20 protein-coding genes are annotated in these 22,551 nt (G+C 74.1%); 12 read left to right on the forward strand and 8 right to left on the reverse strand.

Features of this window, described 5'->3' with window-relative positions; genetic code table 11:
- On the reverse strand, window positions 1-633 hold a 633-nt coding region (locus tag GNZ18_RS27640), incomplete at its 3' end, for a UDP-N-acetyl glucosamine 2-epimerase (RefSeq protein WP_312874816.1).
- Between the two features lie 57 nt (window positions 634-690).
- Here GNZ18_RS27640 and GNZ18_RS27645 point away from each other — a divergent pair.
- The 3 genes from GNZ18_RS27645 to GNZ18_RS27655 all read left to right on the forward strand — a co-directional run bounded on the left by GNZ18_RS27645 (window position 691) and on the right by GNZ18_RS27655 (window position 4,768).
- Window positions 691-2,157, forward strand: a complete 1,467-nt coding sequence (locus tag GNZ18_RS27645; protein WP_312874784.1) for a glycosyltransferase family 4 protein — start codon at window positions 691-693, stop codon at window positions 2,155-2,157.
- A gap of 21 nt (window positions 2,158-2,178) precedes the next feature.
- A complete protein-coding gene (locus GNZ18_RS27650; RefSeq protein WP_156219504.1) occupies window positions 2,179-3,441 on the forward strand; it encodes a nucleotide sugar dehydrogenase in 1,263 nt (420 codons plus the stop codon).
- A 193-nt stretch (window positions 3,442-3,634) separates the two neighbouring features.
- Window positions 3,635-4,768 carry a glycosyltransferase family 4 protein gene (locus GNZ18_RS27655; protein WP_156219505.1) on the forward strand — a complete coding sequence of 378 codons (1,134 nt, stop codon included), beginning with the start codon at window positions 3,635-3,637 and terminating at the stop codon, window positions 4,766-4,768.
- Window positions 4,769-4,778: 10 nt separating this feature from the next.
- On the opposite strand, the gene GNZ18_RS27660 is transcribed toward GNZ18_RS27655, so the two are convergent.
- The gene (locus GNZ18_RS27660) at window positions 4,779-6,797 is read right to left on the reverse strand and encodes an outer membrane protein assembly factor BamB family protein (protein ID WP_156219506.1); all 2,019 of its coding nucleotides are present in this window, start codon (window positions 6,795-6,797) and stop codon (window positions 4,779-4,781) included.
- Window positions 6,798-6,921: 124 nt separating this feature from the next.
- Here GNZ18_RS27660 and GNZ18_RS27665 point away from each other — a divergent pair, with 124 nt between their 5' ends.
- The 4 genes from GNZ18_RS27665 (at window position 6,922) to GNZ18_RS27680 (ending at window position 11,475) form a co-directional block, all read left to right on the forward strand.
- Window positions 6,922-7,512 (forward strand): HD domain-containing protein, encoded by a 591-nt coding sequence (locus tag GNZ18_RS27665; RefSeq protein WP_214618378.1) that lies wholly within the window; start codon window positions 6,922-6,924, stop codon window positions 7,510-7,512.
- Window positions 7,513-7,545: 33 nt separating this feature from the next.
- Window positions 7,546-8,028: an SRPBCC family protein gene (locus GNZ18_RS27670; protein WP_156219508.1), complete on the forward strand. Its 483-nt coding sequence runs from the start codon at window positions 7,546-7,548 to the stop codon at window positions 8,026-8,028.
- A gap of 142 nt (window positions 8,029-8,170) precedes the next feature.
- Window positions 8,171-10,630: a HelD family protein gene (locus GNZ18_RS27675; RefSeq protein WP_156219509.1), complete on the forward strand. Its 2,460-nt coding sequence runs from the start codon at window positions 8,171-8,173 to the stop codon at window positions 10,628-10,630.
- A 203-nt stretch (window positions 10,631-10,833) separates the two neighbouring features.
- A complete protein-coding gene (locus GNZ18_RS27680; protein WP_156219510.1) occupies window positions 10,834-11,475 on the forward strand; it encodes a TetR/AcrR family transcriptional regulator in 642 nt (213 codons plus the stop codon).
- On the opposite strand, the gene GNZ18_RS27685 is transcribed toward GNZ18_RS27680, so the two are convergent.
- From GNZ18_RS27685 to GNZ18_RS27700, 4 genes are all read right to left on the reverse strand, one after another.
- On the reverse strand, window positions 11,468-12,322 hold the full coding sequence (locus tag GNZ18_RS27685; RefSeq protein ID WP_156219824.1) for a glycosyltransferase family 2 protein: 855 nt from the start codon (window positions 12,320-12,322) through the stop codon (window positions 11,468-11,470). The genes GNZ18_RS27680 and GNZ18_RS27685 overlap by 8 nt on opposite strands.
- A gap of 23 nt (window positions 12,323-12,345) precedes the next feature.
- Window positions 12,346-13,224: a CDP-alcohol phosphatidyltransferase family protein gene (locus tag GNZ18_RS27690; protein WP_246250560.1), complete on the reverse strand. Its 879-nt coding sequence runs from the start codon at window positions 13,222-13,224 to the stop codon at window positions 12,346-12,348.
- Window positions 13,214-14,287 (reverse strand): iron-containing alcohol dehydrogenase family protein, encoded by a 1,074-nt coding sequence (locus tag GNZ18_RS27695; protein WP_156219512.1) that lies wholly within the window; start codon window positions 14,285-14,287, stop codon window positions 13,214-13,216. Before GNZ18_RS27695 ends, GNZ18_RS27690 begins: the two co-directional genes overlap by 11 nt.
- A 77-nt stretch (window positions 14,288-14,364) precedes the next feature.
- Window positions 14,365-15,108, reverse strand: coding sequence for a phosphocholine cytidylyltransferase family protein (locus tag GNZ18_RS27700; RefSeq protein WP_156219513.1), 744 nt, complete (start codon window positions 15,106-15,108; stop codon window positions 14,365-14,367).
- Between the two features lie 318 nt (window positions 15,109-15,426).
- Between GNZ18_RS27700 and ispD the strand changes: the two genes are divergently transcribed.
- Complete coding sequence (gene ispD, locus GNZ18_RS27705) at window positions 15,427-16,128, forward strand: 2-C-methyl-D-erythritol 4-phosphate cytidylyltransferase (protein WP_156219514.1); 702 nt, start codon at window positions 15,427-15,429, stop codon at window positions 16,126-16,128.
- Entirely contained in the window at window positions 16,125-16,877 is a 753-nt protein-coding gene (locus GNZ18_RS27710; protein WP_214618373.1) for a glycerophosphodiester phosphodiesterase, read from the forward strand. The genes ispD and GNZ18_RS27710 overlap by 4 nt, the downstream gene beginning before the upstream one ends.
- 6 nt (window positions 16,878-16,883) lie before the next feature.
- Here the strand turns inward: GNZ18_RS27710 and GNZ18_RS27715 are convergent, their stop codons facing one another.
- Both GNZ18_RS27715 and GNZ18_RS27720 read right to left on the reverse strand, forming a co-directional pair.
- On the reverse strand, window positions 16,884-17,753 hold the full coding sequence (locus tag GNZ18_RS27715; protein ID WP_156219515.1) for a hypothetical protein: 870 nt from the start codon (window positions 17,751-17,753) through the stop codon (window positions 16,884-16,886).
- A gap of 66 nt (window positions 17,754-17,819) precedes the next feature.
- Window positions 17,820-18,938, reverse strand: coding sequence for a glycosyltransferase family 2 protein (locus tag GNZ18_RS27720; RefSeq protein WP_156219516.1), 1,119 nt, complete (start codon window positions 18,936-18,938; stop codon window positions 17,820-17,822).
- A 250-nt stretch (window positions 18,939-19,188) separates the two neighbouring features.
- Here GNZ18_RS27720 and GNZ18_RS27725 point away from each other — a divergent pair, with 250 nt between their 5' ends.
- The 3 genes from GNZ18_RS27725 to GNZ18_RS27735 all read left to right on the forward strand — a co-directional run bounded on the left by GNZ18_RS27725 (window position 19,189) and on the right by GNZ18_RS27735 (window position 22,439).
- Window positions 19,189-20,865, forward strand: coding sequence for an LCP family protein (locus GNZ18_RS27725; RefSeq protein ID WP_156219517.1), 1,677 nt, complete (start codon window positions 19,189-19,191; stop codon window positions 20,863-20,865).
- Between the two features lie 71 nt (window positions 20,866-20,936).
- Window positions 20,937-21,815 carry a thioesterase family protein gene (locus tag GNZ18_RS27730; RefSeq protein WP_312874785.1) on the forward strand — a complete coding sequence of 293 codons (879 nt, stop codon included), beginning with the start codon at window positions 20,937-20,939 and terminating at the stop codon, window positions 21,813-21,815.
- 114 nt (window positions 21,816-21,929) lie between these two features.
- The gene (locus tag GNZ18_RS27735; RefSeq protein WP_156219518.1) at window positions 21,930-22,439 is read left to right on the forward strand and encodes a hypothetical protein; all 510 of its coding nucleotides are present in this window, start codon (window positions 21,930-21,932) and stop codon (window positions 22,437-22,439) included.
- Window positions 22,440-22,551: the final 112 nt, after the last annotated feature.

A 22,551-nucleotide genomic window follows, 5' to 3' on the forward strand; every position in this document is an offset into this window, starting at 1 on the left:
CGCCGTGCCGGGCGCGTCCACGTTGGCGGGCCGGTGCATGGTCGCCAGCACGTACCGCTCGGGCAGGTCGTGGGCCGCGCGGACCTTCGCGGTGTCGAAGCTGTCGAGGTTGGCCAGCAGCGTGTCGATCATCGGGTTGCCGACCAGGTGCGCGCGGCCGACGGGGACGCCCTCGTTCGCCAGGTGGCCGATCGCCTCCGGGCTCGTGACCAGGCACAGGTCGGAGAGCTGGTCGGTGAGGCGCCGGTTGACCTCCTCCGGCATCGTCATGTCGAAGCTGCGCAGCCCGGCCTCCACATGGGCGACCGGGATGTGCAGCTTGGCCGCGACCAGCGCGGCGGCGATCGTCGAGTTCACGTCGCCGTACACGATGACGAGCGCGGGTGAACGGCTCGTGAACTCCCGCTCCAGCCCGATCATGAGCGCGGCGGTCTGCTCGGCGTGCCCGCCCGAGCCCACGCCGAGGTTGACGTCGGGCTCCGGGAGCCCCAGCTCCACAAAGAAGATCTCCGACATCCGCTCGTCGTAGTGCTGGCCGGTGTGGACCACCGCCTGCTCCGCGCCGGCGGCGCGCAGGGCCGCGATCACCGGGGCGGCCTTGACGAAGTTCGGCCGCGCCCCGAGGACGTGCACGATGGGTGCCAACACAATTTCCCTTCTGTTCATCGGGGTTGCCTACGCTCGCCCGCCGTGCTCAGAAAACCCGTCTACCTGCTGGGACTCACCTGGCGCCAGCTCCGCGACGACCCGGGGCGGGCGCCCCGGCTGGCCGTCCGGCTGCTGGCGCGGGTCGCGCCCGGCCCGCTCGGCGGGCGGCTGCGGCGCTCCCGCCTGGCCGTCCCGCGTCCCCGCGGCGTGCAGCGCGAGGCCGGCGAGCTGCGCGCCCTGCTGGCCCGTACGCCGCCGCCCCCCGCCGTGCCCCCCGGCATGCCCGTCCCCCCCGAGCGCGCCGCCGCCGAAGGGCCGCGCGTTCTCCAGTTCGTCACCAACGCCCTGCCGCGCACGAACGCCGGATACACCGTGCGCACGCACCGGCTCGCCCTCGCCCAGCGGGAGCTCGGCGCCGACGTCCACGTCGTGACGCGGCTCGGCTACCCGCTCAGCCAGGGCATCGGCGACACCCGGCCCCGTGTGGAGGTCGACGGCGTCCCCTACCACCGGCTGATCCCCTGGCTGCCGCCCGGCAATCCGGTCCGCGCGGTGGACAAGGGCGCCGACCTGGCCGGACGCCTCGTCCGCGAGCTGCGCCCCGACGTGCTGCACGCGGTCAGCAACCACCTGAACGCGGCCGTAGCGCTGGAGCTCGGGCGGCGGCACGATCTGCCCGTCGTTTACGAGGTGCGCGGGTTCCTGGAGGACTCGTGGCTCTCGCGTGACCCGTCCCACAAGGAGACGGACGAGTTCTACCGGCTCACCCGCGAGCTGGAGACCCGGCGCATGGTCGAGGCCGGCGCGGTCGTCACGCTGGGCGAGGCGATGCGCGCCGAGATCGCCTCCCGCGGCGTCCCCGCCGAGAAGATCTTCACGGTGCCGAACGGCGTGGACGAGGCGTTCCTCCAGCCGCTGCCCGACGCCGCCGACCTGCGCGTCTCGCTCGGCATCCCGGCGGACGCGCCGGTCGTCGGCCTGACCTCGTCGTTCTACGGCTACGAGGGCATCGACACGCTGATCGACGCGGCGGCGCTGCTGCGCGAGCGGGGCACGCCCGTCACGCTGCTGCTGGTCGGCGACGGGCCCGAGCGCGGCGCGCTCGAACGGCGCGCGGCCGGGCACGGCGTCCACGCCGTGTTCACCGGACGCGTGCCGATGGATGCCGTTCGTCGCCACCACGCCGTCCTCGATGTGTTCGCGGTCCCCCGACGGGCCGACCGGGTCTGCCAATTGGTCACGCCCCTGAAGCCGATCGAGGCGATGGCCGGGGGGATCCCAGTAATAGCAAGTGATGTCAAGGCTCTGCGCGAAATCGTGGAACCGGGCGTAACGGGCACGTTAACAGTTCCGGAAGACCCGGAAGCATGGGCCATTTCGCTGGAAGAGCTCATTTACGCTCCAGAAAGACGCCGGAAAATCGGGCAGTCGGCTCGGGAGTGGGTGAGGGCGGAACGCACGTGGCGGGCCGTGGCGGCCGGCTACCGGGCGGCGTACGCCATCACATAGAACTCGCGAAGGGAGCCGGGCATGGATCTGGTGGTCATCGGACTCGGCTACGTGGGGCTGCCGCTGGTGCGGGAGGTCTGCCGGGCCGGTCTCGAAGTCGGCGGCCTGGACCGCGACGCGCGCGTGGTCGCCGGGCTCAAGGCCGGGCTGTCGCACATCGACGACGTCTCGACCGCCGAGGTCGAGCAGATGAACGAGGCCGGATTCACGCCCAGCCTGCACGAGGACATCCTGGACGGCGCGCGGACGGTGGTCATCTGCGTCCCGACCCCCCTCTCCGAGGAGGGCGGGCCCGACCTGACCGCCGTCCGCGGCGCCGCCGAGACCGTCGCCCGGCACCTGGAGCCCGGGATGCTGGTGGTGCTGGAGTCGACCACCTACCCGGGCACGACCGACGAGGTCGTCCGGCCGATCCTGGAGAAGTCCGGCCTGGTCGCGGGCGAGGAGTTCCACCTGGCCTTCTCGCCCGAGCGGATCGACCCGGGCAACCCCGTCTACGGGGTGCGGAACACGCCCAAGATCGTCGGCGGGCTGACCCCGGCGTGCGCGTCGGCCGCCGCCGCGTTCTACGGCAAGTTCGTCGAGCAGGTCGTGGAGGCCAAGGGCACCCGCGAGGCCGAGATGGCCAAGCTTTTGGAGAACACCTACCGGCACGTGAACATCGCGCTGGTCAACGAGATGGCGGTGTTCTGCAACGAGCTCGGCATCGACCTCTGGGACGCGATCGACTGCGCCGCGACCAAGCCGTTCGGCTTCCAGGCGTTCCGTCCCGGGCCGGGAGTCGGCGGGCACTGCATCCCGATCGACCCGAACTACCTGTCCTACAAGGTGCGCTCCCTCGGGTACCCGTTCCGGTTCGTGGAGCTGGCCCAGGAGATCAACGACCGGATGCCCCGGTACATCGTGGAGCGGGCCCAGCAACTGCTGAACCGCGAGGGGCGGGCCCTCAAGGACGCCAGGGTGCTGCTCCTGGGCGTCACCTACAAGGCCGACATCGCCGACCAGCGCGAGTCCCCGGCCCGGCCCGTCGCCCGCCGCCTGGCCCGCCTCGGCGCCGACCTCAGCTTCCACGACCCGTTCGTGAGCGAGTGGCTGGTCGAGGGCACCGAGGTCCGGAACGCCGGGGACGACCTGCCGGCCGCGCTCGCGGCGGCGGACCTGGTGGTCGTCCTGGCCGACCACGCCGCCTACGACGCGGCGACGCTCGCCCGGCACTCCCGGCTGCTGTTCGACACGCGCGGCCGTACGAGGGATCTGCGGAGCGAGACCGTCGAGCTCCTCTGAAGGGCGGTTCCGGGGGTTGTGTGGGGGGCGTCGTCCCCCGCACGGGACCAGAAGGAACGAGGTCGTTCCCCCACCGAGGGTGATCTGCCCGGCGTTGGCCACCTTCTGGACGGCGGGGATTCATCGGCCATTTCCATCGCCACCGAAGACTCGGCCACAAGGCGATAATTCGGCACGTTGCGGAGTGAGTGGAATGCGGGTCTGTGTTTGCACGATCGTGCATCATCCGGAGGATGCGCGCATTCTGCACCGGCAGATACGCGCGCTCCTGGACGCCGGCCATGAAGTCACCTATATTGCACCATTTCGGTCATGCAACGTGACGCCGTGGCGCGAGATCAGCCCGGTGGACGTGCCCCGGGCGACGGGGCGGCGGCGCCTGCGCGCCCTGCGCGCGGCCCACCGCGCCCTCGCCGAGCACGCCGCCTACGCCGACCTGATCCTGCTGCACGACCCGGAGCTGCTCGTCTCGATGCCGCGCTCGGTGCGCGCGCGGACGGTCGTCTGGGACGTCCACGAGGACACCGCCGCCGCGCTCACCGCCAAGGGCTGGCTGCCCGGCCCGGCGCGGCCCGTGCTGCGCCCGGCGGTGCGGCGGCTGGAGCGGCGCAGCGAGCGGCGCCACCGGCTGCTGCTCGCCGAGGAGGGCTACCGGACGCGGTTCCGCGAGGAGCACCCGGTGGTGCCCAACACCACCTACGTCTCCGACCTGCCGCCCGGCCCGCCCGACGGCCGCCGCGCCGTCTACGTCGGGCACCTGTCGGCCGCCCGGGGCGCCTTCGACATGATCGAGATGGCCCGGCTGCTGGCCCCCGAGGGGATCATGGTCGAGCTGATCGGCTCCGCCGACGGCGACGTCCGGCCCGCGCTCCGCGAAGCGCAGCGCGAGAACCTGCTGCGCTGGTACGGGTTCGTCCCCAACGACCGGGCGCTGCGCATCGCCGAGGGCGCGATGGCCGGGCTGGCGCTGCTGCACGACGAGCCGAACTACCGGCACTCGATGCCGACCAAGGTCGTGGAGTACATGGCGCGCGGCGTCCCGGTGGTCTGCACGCCGAACCCGCCCGCCGTGGAGATCGTCGAGCCGTCCGGCTGCGGGCTGGTCGTCCCGTTCGCCGACCCGGCCGCCGCCGCCGAGGCCGTCCGCCGCCTCCGGGACGACCCGGAGATGCGCGTCGGCATGGGCAAGCGCGGCTACGAGACGGCCCGCGCGCGCTTCCACTGGCCCATCCAGGCCGAGCGGTTCGTCGCCCAGCTGGAGACCTGGGCGGGGCGCTCGCCCGCGCTCCGGCCGACCACCGACCCGGCGCCGGTCACCGAGTTCTGACGCCCCGGGATCAGGGCCGGGCGGGATGCCGCAAGCGGTAGGCGATGCGGGCGGCGGCGCCCGGCGGGCGGTCGGTGTCGACGACCACGATCACGCGGCCGACGCGCAGCGCGATCGTCCCGGCGGTCGGGCCGAGCTCGTAGGCCTCGTCGCCGAGGTCGCGGCGCGGCCGCGCCTGCGCCTGGGTGGAGCGCAGGGCGTCCAGCAGCCGCCCGGCCGTGCCCTCGTTGGGCGCGACCCAGCGGACGCTCACGGTCAGCCCCCGGATGATCGGCTCCTTCCCGGGGTCGGGTGTCCCGCCGGGGCTCGCGGACGGCCCGCCGCTCCGCGTGCCGCCGGGCGAGGGCTCGCCGCTCCTCCCCGGCCCCTTGCCCCCCTTGCCCTGTTTGCCTGACTCGCCCTTCTTGGGACGGCCGGGCTCGGGCGGTTCGTAGGTGCACGACACCGCGTGCGGGAGCTTCACCGACCCGACATGGGCGCGGGTCGGCCTGCGGACGTAGGCGTCGAGGTGCTCCTTGGCCAGGTCGGGCCTGCTCAGCAGCTCGCACGCGTCCGGCCAGTCCGACTCCGGGACGCCGCCCAGCTCCGCGGGGCCGGTGCCGGTGGCCCCGCCGCGCAGCGCCGCCAGCCGCGCCCGCCCCTCGGGACGCGGCGGAGACTCGGCGTAGGCGACGTAGAGCAGCCCGCCCGCCGCCGCCATCCACGGCCGGACGCCCGGCAGGTCGGGATCGACCGCGAGCGGCGCGGGCGCCGTGGTGGCCGCCCCCCGGTCCGGCGAGACGATGTCGACGCCCGCCGGGAGCAGCGCCTCCGACAGCCGGGGCCGCAGCGCGTAGATCCGGTCGCCCGCCTGCGCGAGCGCCGCGTACGCGGGGACGGCGCGCCGCCACACGAGGGCGCCGGAGGAGACGTCCACCGCCTCCATGCGCGCCGCCGAGTCCCCGTACCGCTCCTGGTCGCCGTTCTCGTCATCGGTCGACCGCTCTCCCTCGCCCTCTTCGCCCCCTTCGCCCTCTTCGTGGCGGGGCTTGCGCTCGCCCTCCGGATGGTGGACGACGACGAGCCGCCCGTCCGCGATCACGGCGGGGCACATCTCGTCACCGCACACGGCGTCGCCCTTCCAGGCCGCGAGCAGGGAGCCCTTCGGGCCGAACGCGCGCAGCGCCGTCCCGTCCGAGGCCAGCGTGACGCCGTCGAGCATCGCCACCTCGGGCGACTCCGGGGAGCCGAGCGTCCGGTCGAAGACGACGCGGCCGGTCGCCGGGTCCAGCGCCAGCAGCCGGCTGCGGCCGGGGCAGTCCAGGGCGAGCGCGGCGAGCTTCTCCCGGGCGTCGGAGGGGTGCGCGGCGCCCTCGAACAGCCGGCAGCGCCCCGGCAGCCGCCGCTCCCACACCCGCGCGCCGGTCTCGGCGGACCGGCCCGACACCGTCCGGCGCTCCTCGTCGGTCGCGAGCACGACCCCGGCCCCGGCGGGGAAGCGCAGCGTCGCCCGGGACGCGGCGGCGGGCCGCTCGCCCTCGCGGCGCCACAGCAGCCCGCCCGACAGCGCGTCGAACCCGGCGAACAGCCGCTCGCCGCGATGCCCGTCCCGCTCGAAGTAGGCGATCAGCCGGGACCGGGTGGAGGCCCAGCCGAGCAGCGTCCACCCGGAGCGGCGGTAGCTCCAGCGGCTGTCGCCGGTCCGCGCGTCCCGCACCTCAAGGCCGTCGCCCGAGGCCACGACCACCTGGCCCTGCGCGACGTCGTAGGCGACGCTGTCGTATCCGGCGACCGGGCCGTGGTGCATCGGGGTCGTGCGCTCCCAGCTCGCGGTGAGCGGCCCCGGCGGCGGTCCGATCGCGGCCTGCGGGGCGACCGGGTCGGCGGTGACGGTGTGCCGCACCTGCCACCACTCGGCGTGCAGGACGAACCGGTCGGTCAGCACGGTGCAAAGCGCGATCGCCACGGCGCCCGCGACGAGGCCGAGCGCGAGCCTGATCCTGCTCGCGGGCCCGGACCGGCCGCCGGTCCGCTGCCGGCTCCCGACCACGACCGCGCCGCCTCCTTCCCCTACTGTGCTCTTTCGTGCTCCCCGTATGGTGCGGGAAGACCAGTCCAACCATGCCGTGTGGCGGGCGCACGCGCGACACGGCCCGGGCAGAAGGGGAGGAACCGTGGAGGTCTTCGCCCACTGGCGGACGTGGGACGAGGCGCGCGCCGCCCTCACCGCGTCCGGTATCGACCTTAATCGTCTGGAGAAGGCCGCCCTGGCCGCGCGGCGCTGGCACGGCGACCAGACACGGCCGACGGGCGTCCCCTACGTCGAGCACCTGCTGGAGGCGCTGGAGGTGCTGGTGCGCGGCGCGGGCGAGACGAACCCCGCGATCCTGGACGCGGCGCTCCTGCACGACGTCGTCGAGGACACCCCCGCCACCCTCGCCGACATCGAGGCCGAGTTCGGCGACGAGGTGACGGAGCTGGTCGACTGGGTCACCAAGCCGCCCGCCGGGGGCGCGGGACGGCAGGCGAGGCGCGCCGCGAAGTCCGCCTACCTGCGGCGGCTGCGGGACGCCCCACGCGAGGCGGTCGTGGTGAAGCTGGCCGACCGGGCGAGCAACGTCCAGCGCCTCCACCAGATGCCGCCCGACTTCCAGCGCCGCTACTACGCCGAGACCGTGACCTACATCCTGCCGCTCGCCGAGGGCGAGCCGTGGTTCGCGTCCTGGTACGCGTCCTGGCGGGAGGAGTTCGCCCACCTGAGATGACCGGGCGGTCGCATGGGCGGGATGATTGCGGACATGGAACGCGAATGGGTGGTCGAGGAGAGCGTCGCGATCGGCGCGGACTCCAGGGAGGTCTACGCGGCGGTCGCCGATCCGCGCCGGATGCGCGAGTGGAGCCCCGAGGTCTTCGCGGTGTGGGTGCGGGGCCGGGCGGTCGTGCCGGGCCTGCGGTTCGTCGGGTTCAACCGCATCGGCTGGCGGCTCTGGTTCACCAGCTGCCGGGTGACGGCCGCCGTCCCGGGCCAGGCGTTCGCGTTCCGGGTGTCGAGCTTCGGGATGCCGGTGGCGCTGTGGGGCTACCGGGTCGAGGACATCGGCGGCGGCTCCACCCGGCTGACCGAGTACTGGGAGGACCTGCGGCGCGGCGGACGCGGCGCGGCGTTCGTGTCGGTGCTCGGGCGGCTGTTCACCGGTGTCCCGGCCGCGCACCGCGCCGAGGTCAACCGGGCGGGCATGCGCGCCACCCTCGACCGCATCAGGACGGGCGTCGCGGGGTAGTCGGCAGGTGGGCGGGCCGCCCCCCGCCTGGGCCGGATGTCCGGTCCCCCCTTAACGTCGGGGGGAGCGAATAAGCTGTCTCTTTCGCCCCCGCCGGGGCGCCGGGGGCGGTCCCCGGCAGCGGATCCGAGGAGCAGCCTGCATGTCGTCCCAGGTCACCGGGCGGTCGTCCAGTACCGGCGGCACCGTCAAGGACCAAGAGATCGCCACCGAGCAGCGCTACGTCGACCTCGCGTACGCGCGGCTGGAGGAGATGCGCGCGGACGCCCAGGCCATGCTCCGCGAGGGCTACCGGCAGTCGCTCGCCGGCACCAAGGGCTCGCTCGTCGACCGGGACGCGATGGTCCACCAGGCGGCCCTGCGCGCGCAGGCGCTCGACGTCGCCGACGACGGGCTGGTCTTCGGCCGCCTCGACCTCGCCACCCGCGAGATCCGCTACGTCGGGCGCATCGGCGTGCGGACCCGCGACCACGACTCCCTGGTGATCGACTGGCGCGCCCCCGCCGCCGAGGACTTCTACCGCGCCACCCCCGAGGACCCGCGCGGCGTCGTGCGGCGCCGCGTCCTGCACTCGCGCGGCCACACGGTCGTCGACCTGGAGGACGACCTGCTCGACCCGGCCGCCGCGCAGGAGATGACGGTCGTCGGCGACGGCGCGTTCCTGGCCTCCCTCGCCCGCACCCGCGAGGGCGCGATGCGCGACATCGTCGCGACGATCCAGCGCGAGCAGGACGAGGTGATCCGCGCGCCCGCCGAGGGCACCGTCCTCGTGCGCGGCGCCCCCGGCACCGGCAAGACCGCCGTCGCGCTGCACCGGGTCGCCTACCTGCTGTTCCGGCACCGCCGCCGGTTCGGCTCGCGCGGCGTGCTGGTGGTCGGCCCGAACCGCCGCTTCACCGCCTACATCGAGCGCGTGCTGCCCTCGCTCGGCGAGGGGTCGGCGACGCTGCGCTCGCTCGGCGACCTGGTCGACGGCGCGACCGCGAGCGTCCACGACTCGCCCCGGCTGGCCCGGCTGAAGGGCGCCGAGACGATGGCGGCGGTGCTGCGCCGCGCCGTCACCGACCACGCCCCCGGCGCGCCGAACGAGCTGCGCGTGGTGTTCAAGGGCGTGGTCGTCGCGCTGGACCGGGCCCGCCTCGACCGGATCCGCGGCGAGGTCCACCGGCGCAGCCGGGGCGCCGTGAACGCGGCCCGCGGCCGCGCCGCCGACGCCCTGCTCGACGCCCTGTGGGAGCGGTTCAACGACCTCGGCGGTCCCGAGGCCGCCGAGGCGGCCGAGGGGGCGGAGGCCGGGCTGTGGAACGCGATCCTCGCGGCCGACGGCCTCGCCTCGATCGACGACGAGCCCGGCCACCCGAACGGCAACGGCGACGGGTCGGCCGGCAAGCGCGCCCAGTTCGACGCGCGGGTCCGCGAGCAGCGCGCGTTCACCGACTTCCTCGTCGCCTGGTGGCCGCTCCGCCGCCCGCTGGACGTGCTGCGCTCCCTCGGCGACCCGAACCGGCTGCGGCACGCCGCCGGCCGCGACCTCGACCGCGTCGACCTGACGCCGCTCGCCGCGTCCTGGGCCGGGGACGCCCCGCTCAGCTACCAGGACGTCGCGCTGCTCGACGAGATCGACGCGCTGCTCGGCGCGCCGCCCCGCCCGTCCCGGCGCCGCGCCCCCGCCGAGGGCGACCCGTTCGTCGTGGACGGCGTGAACATCCTCACCGGTGAGGAGGTCGCCGACGAGACGTGGGAGCCGGAGATGCAGGAGCTGACCACGTCGATGGAGCGGCTGGAGCGGTCGCGGCGCGTCGACGACGGCGTGGTCGACGAGCGCCCGGAGTACGCGCACATCGTCGTGGACGAGGCGCAGGACCTCTCCCCCATGCAGTGGCGGATGCTCGGCCGCCGGGGCCGCCAGGCGAGCTGGACCATCGTGGAGGACCCGGCCCAGAGCGCCTGGGAGGACCTGGACGCCGCGCGGCGGGCGATGGAGGCCGCGCTCGGCGGCGAGCAGCCGGCGACGCGGGGCCGGTCCCGCCGGGGGAAGCCGCGCCGCAAGGCCCCGCCCCGCCGCGCCCGGCACGAGTACGAGCTGACCACGAACTACCGCAACTCGACGGAGATCGCCGCCGTGTCCGCGCGGGTGCTGGCGGTCGCGCTGCCCGAGGCGCGCCCGGCGCGCGCGGTGCGCACCTCGGGGATCGAGCCGGTCGTCCGCGTCGTGCCGGAGGCCGGCCTCGCCGCCGCCGCCCGCGCGTCCGTCGAGGAGCTGCTCGGCCAGGTCGACGGGACGATCGGCCTGATCGTCCCGATGGCGCTGGAGGAGGACGGCCAGCTCACCCTGGACGGCCCGGCCGCCCCCGAGAGCACCGCCTGGGACGCCGCGGCCCGCGAGCGCCTCGGCGCGGGGCTGCCCGAGCGCGTGCAGGTGCTCGACGTCCTGGAGGCCAAGGGCCTGGAGTTCGACGCCGCCGTGATCGTCGCTCCCGAGACCGTCGCCGACCAGTCACCGCGCGGCCTGCGCGTCCTGTACGTGGCGGTCTCCCGCGCCACCCAGCGCCTGACCGTCCTCACCTCCGACCCCGCCTGGCAGCGCACCCTCACGACCTAGGCACCCCCGCACAGCGGCCTCAGCCTTCACGCGAGCGCGTGACCTGAGCGGTGGGGCGACGCCGGAGGCGAGCCCCGCCGGGAAGATCGCGGAGCGGTGCCGCACTCGCCAAAGGCATGGTCAAGGTGCGAGCCGCTAGGCGAGTACCTTGGGCCAGGGCTTCAATAGACACAGCGCCCCCGCCTACCTGTGGACGGAGATCCATGAGCGGCCGAAACCCCGCCCCCCGGCGAAGCTATGCCGGCCGTTCCGCGCAGGAGCGCCGCGCCGAACGACGGGAGCGGCTGCTGGCCGCGGGCCTGGAGCTGTTCGGAACGCGCGGCTACGCGGCCACCTCGATCGAGCGGCTGTGCGCGACGGCGAGCGTGTCCACCCGCAACTTCTACGAGGAGTTCTCCGGCCGCGAGGAACTGCTCACCGCGCTGCACCGCGACATCAACGAGCGCGCGCGGGACGCGCTCATCGAGGCCTACGGCGACCCGTCCGGCGCGGGGCTGGCCGCCCTCGCCGAGCGCACCGTCCGCGCGTTCGTCACCGTCACCGCGAGCGACCCGCGCTGGGCCCGCATCGCGTTCGTCGAGGTCATCGGCGTCAGCGCCGACCTGGAGCGGCACCGCGCCCGGTGGCGGGCGCAGTGGGCCGAGGCGATCCTGGCGATCACCCGGGAGGCGGTCACGCGCGGCGAGGCCCCCGACCGCGACTACGGCCTGACCGTCATCGCGATCATCGGGGCCGTCGACGACCTCGTGCACCACTGGTCCGCGCGCGGGCAGGACATCCCCCTCGACGACATCGTCACCGAGCTGACCCACCTGATGCTCGCGGCCATCACGACCGCTAGATGATCGGCGGACGTCCGGTGCGGGTCATGCGCCAGGCCGTGCGCCAGGAGATGGGACGGCGCGGCCCCGCCGGCTTGCGCCAGCCCTCGGCGAACCCCTTGAACCAGGGCTTGAGGGCGCTCGGCCTGCGCTCGCGCAGCACGGTCATCCCCACCCACACGGTGAGGTAGGTCAGCGCGAGCAGCCACGGAAGGTTGCGGCGGGCCAGCCACACGCGGTTGCGGGCGTTGTAGCGGTAGAACATGTCGTGCCGGGTGGGCAGCACGGCGGGGTGGAACATCACCGCCGACGCGTCGTAGACGATCCGGTACCCGGCGTCGAGGATCTGCCAGGCGAGGTCGGTCTCCTCGTGGGCGTAGAAGAAGTCCTCGGGCAGGCCGCCGCCCGCGTCGAAGGCGGCGCGGCGGATCGCGCAGGCGCCGCCGAGGAACGTGGTGACGGGCGAGGAGCGCTCCGGGTCGCCCGCGCGCAGCCGGGGGACGTGGCGCCGCTCGCCGCGGCCGCCCTCGGGGTCGCGGACGCGGAAGGAGACCACGCCGAGGTCGGGCTCGGCGGAGAAGCGGTCGCGCAGGTAGGTGCCGAGACGGTTGGAGCGGTACCAGCCGTCGTCGTCCAGGAACAGGACGACGTCGCCGGACGACGCCTCGACGCCCCGGTTGCGCCCGGCGGGGATGCCGACGTTCTTCGGCAGGCTCAGCGTCCGGACGCGCTCGTCGTCGAAGGGCGCCGCCCCGGCGCCGGCGCCGACGGGGTCGACGCCGTTGCCGACGAGGACGACCTCCACGTCCACGTGCTCCTGGTCCAGCGCGCTCCGCACGGCGCGGGCCAGCTCCTCCGGGCGGTTGCCCATCGTGAGGACGACGACGCTGATCTTCACTTCAGTCTCCGGGAGGCCAGGATGCTGACCAGGTGCAGCAGGGTCTGCAGGACGGCGACGGCGGCGACGGCGACCATCAGGACGCGGGTCGCCGCGGGGGTGTCGGTGCCGAGCACGACGTCCAGCGCGGCGGCGCCGAGGATCAGCAGCGACAGCTCGACCGCGCCGATGATCCGGTGGAAGCGCAGCATGGAGGCCGCCTGCCGGGCCAGCGCGATGCCGGTGGAGCGCGGCCGCAGCGCCCGGTCGCCGCCGGAGGGGTCGGCGGTCAGCCCCGACTTGGCCCGCGCCACGACGACGTTGTCGGTCTCCGCCTTGATCAGGGCGGCGCCGAGCGCGGCGACGAGCCCGAGCTCGACCCAGCCGCCGTTCCTCCAGCCGCCCTGCGCGGCGAACCCGAGCCCGATGAGCAGGGACACCTCGGAGAGGTAGTGGCCGATCCGGTCGAGGAACACCCCGGCGACCGACGTCCGGCGCAGGTAGCGGGCGACCTCGCCGTCCACGCAGTCGAGCAGGAGGTAGACCTGGATGAGGACGGCGCCGCCGAGCGCCGTCCACAGCGCGGCGGTGCCGGAGGCGGGCAGCGACACCACGGCGCCCGCGACGATGCCGCTGAGCATCATCAGGTAGGTGAGCTGGTTGGGGCTGAACCCGAGGCGCAGCGCGATCCACGCGAAGTAGGGGGACAGGTCGCGCATGTAGAGGCGGCCGGCCCAGTGCTCCTCGTTGCGCCGGTCCTTCAGGCCGGGCGGCTGCCCGTACCGGCGGATGTCGGCGACGCTCGCGCCCCGGCGGTCGGGCCGCTGGTCGGGCCGCTGGTCGCCGCCGCCCGCCGCACCGGCGGGGGCCTGGTGATCGGGGGCCTCAGCCTCCATGGGCCTGGACATACTCTTCCACCGCCTTGAGGGTCGCGCCGTAGTCGAGGCCGAGATGTTCCAAGATCGTGTAGCGGCCGGGCCGGGTCTGCGGGGCGTACTGGACGGCCTCGGCGAACTGCTCGACCGACAGGCCGACGTCGCCGGGGAACCGGGGCAGGCCGTGCCGGCCGAGGCAGGCGAGGATCTCCTCCAGCCGCCGCTCGCCCTCGCCGAGCCGGGTCGCGCGCAGGTGGTAGCAGAACGCCGCGCCGATCCCGGCCAGCTCGCCGTGGTTGGCGGTGCCGGGGTAGAGCTGGTCGATGGCGTGCAGGATCTCGTGGTCGCCGCCGCTGGCGGGGCGGGAGTCCCCGGCGAACGACATCGCCATCCCCGACAGCACGAGCCCCTCGGCGAGGACGGTCAGGAACCGGTCCGACTCGATCGACTCGGGCTGGTGCAGCAGCGCCTCGGCGGCGGTGCGGGCGACGGTGAGCGCCATCCGGTCGACGCGCTCGCCGCACTCCTGCGCGGCGAGCAGCCAGTCCTCGACGGCGGAGAAGTTGCTCACCACGTCCCCGATCCCGGCGCGGACGAGGCGCTCCGGCGCGGCCCGCACGTAGTCGAGGTCGACGATCATCGCCAGCGGCATCACGACGCCGAACGAGCCCTTGCCCTTGTCGTGGACGAGCGAGGCGACCGGGGAGCAGATCCCGTCGTGGGAGAGGTTGGTCGCGACCGACACCATCGGGATGCCCGACAGCGTCGCCGCGTACTTGGTCGCGTCGATCGTGCGTCCGCCGCCGATGCCGACGACGGCCTCATACGATCCGGCGCGCAGCTTGGAGCCGAGGCTGACGGCCGCCTCGACGGTGCCGCCCTCGACCTGGAACACCTCGCACGCCGTCAGCGACGGGCGGACGTGCTCGGCGATGTGGTCGCCCTGGCCGGGGCCGACCGCGATCGCCACCCGTCCCTCGGTGGCGATCCTCCTGTCGGCCAGCAGCTCGCCCAGGGCCGCGACGGCCCCGCGCCGCACGTCGATGGACAGCGGTGCGGTCAGCATCCGCGTCAGCAGGGGCATGGGCCTCCTCGATCGTTCGGTCGCGCGGGTCGCGCGGCCGGTTGCTCAGGGCCGGGTGGGCGCCAAGACCGGCGGGCTCAGTAGCCCTTGGCGATCAGGCGGGCCTTCTCCAGGTCGTCGTGGTTGTCGACCTCGACCCAGTCGACGTCGCCGATCGGCGCGACGGCGACGCGCCCGCCCCGGTTGACGAACTCCTGGTAGCCGTCCTCGTAGTACAGGTCGGGGTCGCGCTCGAAGGTGGCCTTCAGCGCGTCGGCCAGCGGCTCCGCGGCGGCCGGCTCGATCAGCGTGGCGCCGATGTACTCGCCGTCGGCGGTGGAGGGGTCCATCAGCTTGGTGATGGTCCGCAGGTGGCCCCCGTCGTCGAGGATCACCTTCATCTCCTCGTCGGCCAGAGTTTTCACGTTGTCCACGGCGAGGAGGATGTCAGGCCCACGAGCGGACAATAGTGTCTTCTCGACCCCGACCGGGTGGACCGTGTCGCCGTTCACCATGAGGACGCCCCTGGAGAAGTACTCCCGAGCCAGCCACATGGAGTAGGCGTTGTTCCACTCCTCGGCCTTGTCGTTGTGGACGAGCGTGATGCTCACGCCGTACCGCTCCTCAAGGGCGGCCTTGCGCTCCTCGACGGCCGAGGCGCGGTAGCCGACGACGATGACGACCTCGGTCAGGCCGACCTCGGCGAGGTTGCCGAGCGCGATGTCGAGGATCGTCGTCCCGCCGTCGGCGGACTCGATCACGGGGACCAGCGCCTTGGGGAGGGTGTCGGTGTAGGGCCGCAGCCTCCGGCCCGCGCCGGCCGCCAGCACCATGCCGATCATGCTTTTCGTTCCTCCAGGTCGAGGGTCACACCGGTGCCGCGTCCGGCCCTCCGGGAGCGTCCGGCCCTCTCGGGGCCGAGCCCGGCGTGAAGGACCCGCCCCGCGGCCGGTCCCGGGCGGGAGCGGTACGCGGTGGCGTGGTGGTAGGGCGCGCGGATCGTGACCAGCGCGCGGACAGGGGCGCCGAGATCCCCTGCGCAAACCCCAACACGGCGAGGTAACCATACTCGATCTCGCGCGTCCGGGCGGTCCGGTACGTGGCACGCGGACGCTCAGCGTAGTGCTTGAATGACTTCGGGTCGTGACGAACGGGGTGAGATGGCGACGCGGACGGTGGCGGTGGTACTCGCCGGGGGGATCGGCGCCCGGCTGGGCGCGGGGCGCCCCAAGCAGCTGGTCGAGGTCGGCGGGCGCACGATCCTCGCGCGCTCGATCGCGGCGTTCGACGCGCATCCGGGGGTGGACGAGGTCCTCGTCGTGATGGCGGCGGCGCACCTGCGGGAGGCCGCGGCGATCGCGGCGCCGTTCCGCCGCGTGAGCGCGGTGGTCGAGGGCGGCGAGACCCGCACCGCCTCCTCGGTGGCCGCGCTGCGCCGCCTGGAGGGCCACGCCGACGAGACGCGGGTGCTGTTCCACGACGCCGCCCGCCCGTTCGTGGACGCCGAGGTGATCGGCCGGGTGCTGGACGCGCTGGAGACGCACGAGGCCGTCGCGGTGGGCGTCCCCTCGTCCGACACGATCGTCGTGGTGGAGGACGGGCTCGTCGCCTCGATGCCGCCGCGCGACACGACCGTGCGGTTCCAGACGCCGCAGGGGTTCCGGCTCGGCACCATCCGCAAGGGCTACGAGCTGGCGCTGGCCGACCCCGGGCTGCGCGCGACCGACGACTGCGGCATCGTCCACCGCTACCTGCCGGACGTGCCGATCCGGGTCGTCGCGGGCGACGAGCGCAACCTCAAGGTCACCCGCCCGCTGGACGTGGTGATCGCCGAACACCTCGCCGACGGGAAATCACTGTGATCTTCGAGCGGACGCCCGCCGTCATCGGCCACCGGGGCCTCGGTTCGGGCACGCTGACGCCGCCCGGCGGCACGTCGTCGGTCGTGGAGAACACGCTGCCCTCGATGCTCGCGGCCGTCGAGGCGGGGGCGTCATGGGTCGAGATCGACGTGACGCGCACCGCCGACGACCGGCTCGTCCTGCGGCACGACCCGACGACCCCCGAGGGCGACCATGTGGTCGAGCTGCCCGCCGAGGCCACCGGGCTACCGCTGCTGGAGGAGATCTTCGAGGGCCTGCCCGCCGAGGTCGCGGTGGACGTGGACGTCAAGACCGTCCTGGAGGACGCGACCGACGACCCGTCCCGGCGCACCGGCGCGCTGCTGCTGCCGGTGCTGCGGCGCGAGGCGCGGCGCCGCCGGTTGCTGGTGACCTCGTTCGACCCGTCGCTGCTGGTGTTCCTGCGCGAGGAGCTGCCGGGCGTCCCGCTGGGGCTGCTGACCTGGCTGCGGTTCCCGCTGTGGCACGCCGTCCCGGCGGCGGCGGGCCTCGGCCTCCAGGCCGTCGCGCCGCACACCGGGTCGTGCGGGTTCGAGCACCCCGACACGCGGCTGCGCCCGCTGGAGCGCTGCGTCGAGCAGGCCCACAAGGCGGGCCTGGACGTCGTCGTCTGGTGCCCGTCCGCCGAGCGCGCGCCCGACTACAAGGCGGCCGGGGTCGACGCGATGGTGGTCAACGACGTCCCCGGGGTGCTCGCCGCCGTGCGCTGAGGCGGGTCAGGAGCGGTCCTTCCCCTCGCCGCGCAGGTCGTCGCCGCCGTACATCTGCGTCCACTCGCCGACGCCCTCGCCCGAGCCGCCCTGCGGCGACGACGGCTTCGGGCTCTGTGCGGGCGGCGGCGCGAACGGGCTGGGCGAGCTGCCCGGCGCCCCGGGCGCCCCGGGAGCGCCGGGAGCGGGCTGCGCGGGATGTGCGGGGTGGCCGTACGGGCCGCTCGGCGGCTGCCACGGCTGGTCCTGCGGCGGACGCCCCGGAGCGCCGGGCGGAGGGGCCGCGTGCCCGGGGGGCGCGCCCAGCAGCGGCGGAGGGGCCATCTGGCCGCCCATCGGGGCGGACATCGGTCGTCCCGGCGACGGGCCGAGCGGCGCGGGCGGCGGGCCGCCGAAGCGCGGCGCCGCGCCCGCGGTGCTCGCCGTCCAGCGGGACGGCGCGAGCGAGGCCACGATCAGCAGCACCCCGATGACCAGGAAGCCGCCGTAGGACGCCAGCGTCATGTACCCGACCGTGAACCTGTCGGGGGCGAAGTCCCGCACGGTGTTCTCGGCCGCCCAGTTGGGGGCGAGCACCCACAGGACCCCGACGGAGGCGAACGCGACGCCGGGGACGAGCGAGGCGAGCGGCGAGAGCCGCGACCCCGCCGACACCCCGAGGACGGCCGCGACCAGGATCAGCAGCGCCGCGCCGACCCACTTGTCGCTGCCGCCCGCCCGGCCCGTGTAGGCCGACAGCCGGATGCCGAACCCGAGTTTCTGGGCGCCGTACAGCAGGGCCCCGGCCACCAGTGGCGTGATGATCAGACCGATCAGCGCGCCTATCACGTGACGTGCGCTGTTGGACATGCCCACCTCCTCGTCGGTTGGCGGCATGACCGCCAACCTAACCCTCAGACGTACCTGAGCGCACGGGGGTTCAGGGGAGGAGCGGGCTGCCCGCTATCGGACGGCTTCTCCTGGTTTGGCCGGAGCGGGCTGGCCGAGCCCGGGCGGGCTGGTGAGGAAGCCGACACCCCAGGTGAGGTGCATGGTCGCGAAGACCAGCGGGAGGCGCAGCCACGCCGACACCGGCAGGCCCCGCCCCTCGACGGCGGCGCCCGCGACCATCGCCGCCGCGTAGCCGCCGGGCAGGATCCAGCCCGGCCAGAAGCCGACCGCGCCCGCCACCACGCCCGCGGTGATCGCCAGCACGGCGATCGGCGGCGCGAGGTAGCGCAGGTTGAGCGTGCCCTGGTGCTCGCGCCCGACGACGCGGCGCCAGCGCCCGGTGTGGAAGTACTGCTTGGCGAGGGCCCGCAGGTTGGGCCGGGGGCGGTAGGTGACGCGCATCCGGGGGGTGAAGAAGATCCGCCCGCCGCTCTGCCGGATGCGGTGGTTCATCTCCCAGTCCTGGGCGCGGGTGAAGGTCTCGTCGTAGCCGCCGACCCGCTCCAGCGCGCTGCGGCGGAACGTGCCGAGGTAGACGGTCTCGACCTCGCCGGCCTCGCCGCCGGTGTGGAAGCGGGCGTTGCCGACGCCGAGCTTGGAGGTCATCGCGCGCGCGACGGCCTTCTCGAACGCGGTGACGCCCTCGGCGGCCATGATGCCGCCCACGTTGTCGGCGCCGGACTCCTCCATCGTCTCGACCGCCGCGCGGACGTAGTCGGGCGGCAGCAGCGAGTGGCCGTCCACCCGGACGATGATCGAGTACTGCGACGCCTTGATCGCGATGTTGAGGCCCTGCGGGGTGCGGCCGGTCGGGTTCGCGACCACGACGATGCGGGCGTCCTCCCCGGCCAGCCTGCGGGAGATCTCCTCGGTGCGGTCGCGCGAGGGCCCGATCGCCAGGACCAGCTCAAGCTCGCCGGGATAGTCCTGGGTGAGGATGCGCCGGACGGCGTCGGTCAGGTGGCGCTGCTCGTTGAGCACCGGCATCACCACCGACACGGCCGGCCACGTGCGCTCGCCGGCGGCGGCACGCGGCTCGGGCTGCGGCACTGGCTCCGGCTGCGGCACCGGCTCCGGCGCCGGCCGCTCTCCGGTCTGCTGGGCCTGCTTGGCGTGGGGAGACGGGTTCATATGGGCTCGCGGACACACCTCGACCTACCGGCCGGAGGAGGCCCCCCTTCCTCTCTCTCGCTGGCTTGCCTGACGCGGCCCACGCCACCCAGGATCACGTGCGGGCCGCCGGGTGTGGTCAAGTCGGCGCCACGTTACTGCAAGGACACGAGGTCCAGGTAGCCATCGGACGGGTGTCTCCCACTTTAGAGTGGGGGGCACTCGCGTCGACACGCGCTGGATGGCAGTCCTTGGGGAGGCGGGCGGTCGCATGGCAGACGGGCACGACTCAGGTCGAGGCGACTCCGACCCGCTGGAACACTACTTCCGGCCCCGCCCGGGGGGCGCGGCGAAGGGTCCGGGGTCCGGCGACGAGGGCGATATCGAGGGCGTGACCATCGAGGGCATGCCCGCCCCGAGGGTGCCGGTGGAGGGCCGCGGGCCCCGCCGCCCGGGGCCGACGCTGAGCCCGCGCGCGGCGGTGAGCGCCCGGCGGCAGCGCCGTTTCCTCATGGTCACCGGAACGATGTCGGCGTTCGTGCTGCTGACCTCCGGCGGCGCGTGGGCCTTCCAGAACTACGTGACCGGCGCGATCGACAAGGTGTCGGTCGGCGGGCTCGGCAAGGGCAAGGACGCGCCGAAGGGCGCGATGACGATCCTGGTCGCGGGCGTCGACCGGCGCGAGGGGCTGACGCGCGAGCAGCAGCGGGCGGCCAGGCTCGGGCACGAGCCGGGCGAGCGGTCCGACACGATGATGCTGCTGCACATCTCCCGCGACCACGACGACGTGTCGGTCGTGAACCTGCCGCGCGACTCCTACGTCACGATCCCGGCGCACGACTCGAACGGCTCGGAGGGCGCGAAGGGGGCGCGGGTCCCGGCCCGTCCCGGCAAGCTGACCTGGGCCTACCAGTTCGGCGGGCCCGACCTGACCGTCGACACGATCAAGCGGGCCACCGGCGTGTCCATCGACCACTACGTCGAGGTCAACTTCTACGGCTTCGTCAACATGGTGGACGCGCTCGGCGGTGTGGACATCTGCACCGAGCAGCCGATCGACGACGCCAAGAGCGGGCTGAAGCTCCCGGCGGGCAAGTCGCACGTGGACGGCCTGAAGGCGCTCGGGTTCGCGCGCGCCCGCTACACGCTGACCGGCGGCAGCGACCTCGGGCGCATCGACCGGCAGCAGCAGTTCATGGCGCAGATGATGAAGCAGGCGCTCTCGTCCAGGACGCTGAGCGACCCGGTGAAGTCGACGCGGTTCCTGAACGCGGCGCTGAAGTCGCTGCGCGTCGACCCGAAGCTCGCCAAGAACCTGCCGAAGCTCGCCAACCAGATGAAGGACCTCTCGACCGACCGGCTGACGTTCGCGAAGGTGCCGCTGGCCAACCCCGACTACAACACCGTGCTGTGGAACGCCTCGACCCCGCAGTCGACCGTCCAGTGGGACGAGCGCCGCGCGCGGGACCTGTTCACCCGGATCCGGCGCGACAAGGCGCTGGCCAAGGAGACCCCGAAGCCGAAGCCGAGCGCGAGCCCGACGACCAAGAAGCCGGGCGAGGAGTTGACCGTGCCACCGGACGAGATCCAGGTGCGCGTGCTCAACGCGATCGGCACCCGGGGGCTCGCGACGCGCGCGGGCGGGGAGTTGAACCGGGCCGGATTTCACGCGACCGTCGTGCCCGGCGTGGCGCGGCGCGGGCTCCAGACGACGCAGATCCAGTACGGCCCGGGCCGCGAGGACTCGGCCAAGACCCTCGCCGCCGCGATCCCGGGGGCGCGGCTGAAGAAGGTCTCCTCGCTCGGGAGCCGCATCCAGGTGCTGGTCGGCGGCGACTGGGACGGGGTGAAGAAGGTCAAGGTGACCGGCGCGTCGCCGACCCCGACGCCTTCGTCCGGCACCCCGGCGGTGGAGACCGGCACGGCCACCCAGAAGCTCTGCGACTGACGGCACGACCACCCGGCGGCCCGCCGGACGCCCTCCCCTAGAATGCGGTTCTAGGAGCGAGGGAGGTCCCTGTGGAGGCGTTCTACCGGCCGCTCGGCGGCGGGCTGTTCGCGAGCACCCCGGCGACGGCGGGCCCCTGGTCGCCGCACGCGCAGCACGCCGGGCCGGTCGCGGGCCTGCTCGGGCACGTCCTCGAACGGCACGAGCCGGACTCTGGCGGGGGGACGACACGCCACACCCCCCAGAACGACTCGAACTCTGGTGGGGGGACGACCCCCCACACCCCCCGGAACGGCCCGAAGCCGCGCACGCGTATCGCCCGGGTGACGGTGGAGATCCTCGGCCCCGTCCCGGTGGCGGAGCTGGCGGTGACGGCGCGGGTCCTGCGTCCGGGGCGGCGGGTGGCGCTGCTCGAAGCGGAGATGACGCACGCGGGACGGCCGGTGGCACGTGCCACCGCCTGGCGGATCCTCGCGGCGCCCGAGCGGCTCCCCTCGGTCTGGCACGCTCCCGCGCCGCCGCCGATGCCGGCGGCGGCCTCGCCGCTGGTGGCGTGGGAGGGCGCCCACCTCGACGGCTACCTGTCGGCGATGGAGTGGCGCGTGGTCGAGGGCGCCCTCGGACGTCCCGGGCCCGGCGTGGTCTGGGCGCGGCCCCGGATCCCGCTCGTCGCGGGCGAGGCCGACACGCCGCTCGTGCGGGCGCTCGTGCTGGCCGACAGCGCGTCCGGCGTCGGCAGCCAGCTCGATCTCTCCAAGTGGCTGATCATCAACACCGACCTGACCGTCGCGCTGCACCGCGACCCGGTCGGCGAATGGCTGTGCATGGGCGCCGCGCTGCACGCGAGCGCGCTGGGCAGCGCGCTGTGCGAGGCCACGCTGGCCGACCGCGACGGCGACGTCGGGCGCGTCCTGCAGACCCTCCTGGTGGACGAGCTCCCCTCCGCCTGAGCCCCGGCTCGACCGGACCCGACCCGCCCTGACCTCGACCACCCTTGATCGCTACTCTCTGTGATGATAGGCAGACAGAGAGAAGTCACGTGCGACCGTCAGGAGACACACAGCATGTCGGCAAGGGTTCTCGTCCTGCTCACCACGACCGCCGCCGCACTGGCCCTCACGGGCTGCGGCAGCGACACTCATCTCGCATCCGCCGCGCCGACCCCCGGGGGCCATCCCGTGGTGGACGCGCCCGCGGCACAACCCGACCCGGACTCGCCGGAGGCGGGCCCGGGCAAACCGAAGACCAAGCCGAAGGGCAACCCGAAGGCCGCGGCCGCGGAGGCCAAGGACGGCACCGACCTCGGCGCCTGCCTGGACGCCACCTGCGAGGTGGAGGTCAGCGACGGCCAGGAGATCCCGCTGGACGGCAGGCACGGCGCCGACTCGATCGCCGTCAAGGTCAGGGGGGACCAGGTCACCTTCACCATGCGGAACAAGGGCTCGAAGGCCACCACCACGCAGTGGCTGATCGGATCGAACGCGGTCGGCGGGACCTCGGTGTTCAATGGGATCAGGCTGACCCCGCGCAAGGGGCCGGACGGCAAGGTCATCGTGGACATCTCCCACGACTGACGCCCGGGTGAGGCGCGGCCGCGCCCCCGTCCGGTGCCGGACGGGGGCGCGGCCGCGTGAACGGGCGATCACCCGCCGGCGGGACGTCCGGCCCCGCACCCCGTAGGATTTC

The organism is Actinomadura litoris, assembly GCF_009733595.1.
In the GTDB taxonomy this organism is placed as follows: domain Bacteria; phylum Actinomycetota; class Actinomycetes; order Streptosporangiales; family Streptosporangiaceae; genus Spirillospora; species Spirillospora litoris.

Excerpts from the sequence above, each read along its gene's own strand:
- GNZ18_RS27680 (WP_156219510.1), top strand. The coding sequence starts at position 10,834 with ATGAGCGGCCGAAACCCCGCCCCCCGGCGAAGCTATGCCGGCCGTTCC.
- GNZ18_RS27690 (WP_246250560.1), bottom strand. The coding sequence starts at position 13,224 with ATGGAGGCTGAGGCCCCCGATCACCAGGCCCCCGCCGGTGCGGCGGGC.
- GNZ18_RS27685 (WP_156219824.1), bottom strand. The coding sequence starts at position 12,322 with ATGGGCAACCGCCCGGAGGAGCTGGCCCGCGCCGTGCGGAGCGCGCTG.
- GNZ18_RS27700 (WP_156219513.1), bottom strand. The coding sequence starts at position 15,108 with ATGATCGGCATGGTGCTGGCGGCCGGCGCGGGCCGGAGGCTGCGGCCC.
- GNZ18_RS27670 (WP_156219508.1), top strand. The coding sequence starts at position 7,546 with ATGGAACGCGAATGGGTGGTCGAGGAGAGCGTCGCGATCGGCGCGGAC.
- GNZ18_RS27735 (WP_156219518.1), top strand. The coding sequence starts at position 21,930 with ATGTCGGCAAGGGTTCTCGTCCTGCTCACCACGACCGCCGCCGCACTG.
- GNZ18_RS27715 (WP_156219515.1), bottom strand. The coding sequence starts at position 17,753 with ATGCCGCCAACCGACGAGGAGGTGGGCATGTCCAACAGCGCACGTCAC.
- GNZ18_RS27650 (WP_156219504.1), top strand. The coding sequence starts at position 2,179 with ATGGATCTGGTGGTCATCGGACTCGGCTACGTGGGGCTGCCGCTGGTG.
- GNZ18_RS27655 (WP_156219505.1), top strand. The coding sequence starts at position 3,635 with ATGCGGGTCTGTGTTTGCACGATCGTGCATCATCCGGAGGATGCGCGC.
- GNZ18_RS27695 (WP_156219512.1), bottom strand. The coding sequence starts at position 14,287 with ATGCCCCTGCTGACGCGGATGCTGACCGCACCGCTGTCCATCGACGTG.
- ispD (WP_156219514.1), top strand. The coding sequence starts at position 15,427 with ATGGCGACGCGGACGGTGGCGGTGGTACTCGCCGGGGGGATCGGCGCC.
- GNZ18_RS27675 (WP_156219509.1), top strand. The coding sequence starts at position 8,171 with ATGTCGTCCCAGGTCACCGGGCGGTCGTCCAGTACCGGCGGCACCGTC.
- GNZ18_RS27725 (WP_156219517.1), top strand. The coding sequence starts at position 19,189 with ATGGCAGACGGGCACGACTCAGGTCGAGGCGACTCCGACCCGCTGGAA.
- GNZ18_RS27720 (WP_156219516.1), bottom strand. The coding sequence starts at position 18,938 with ATGAACCCGTCTCCCCACGCCAAGCAGGCCCAGCAGACCGGAGAGCGG.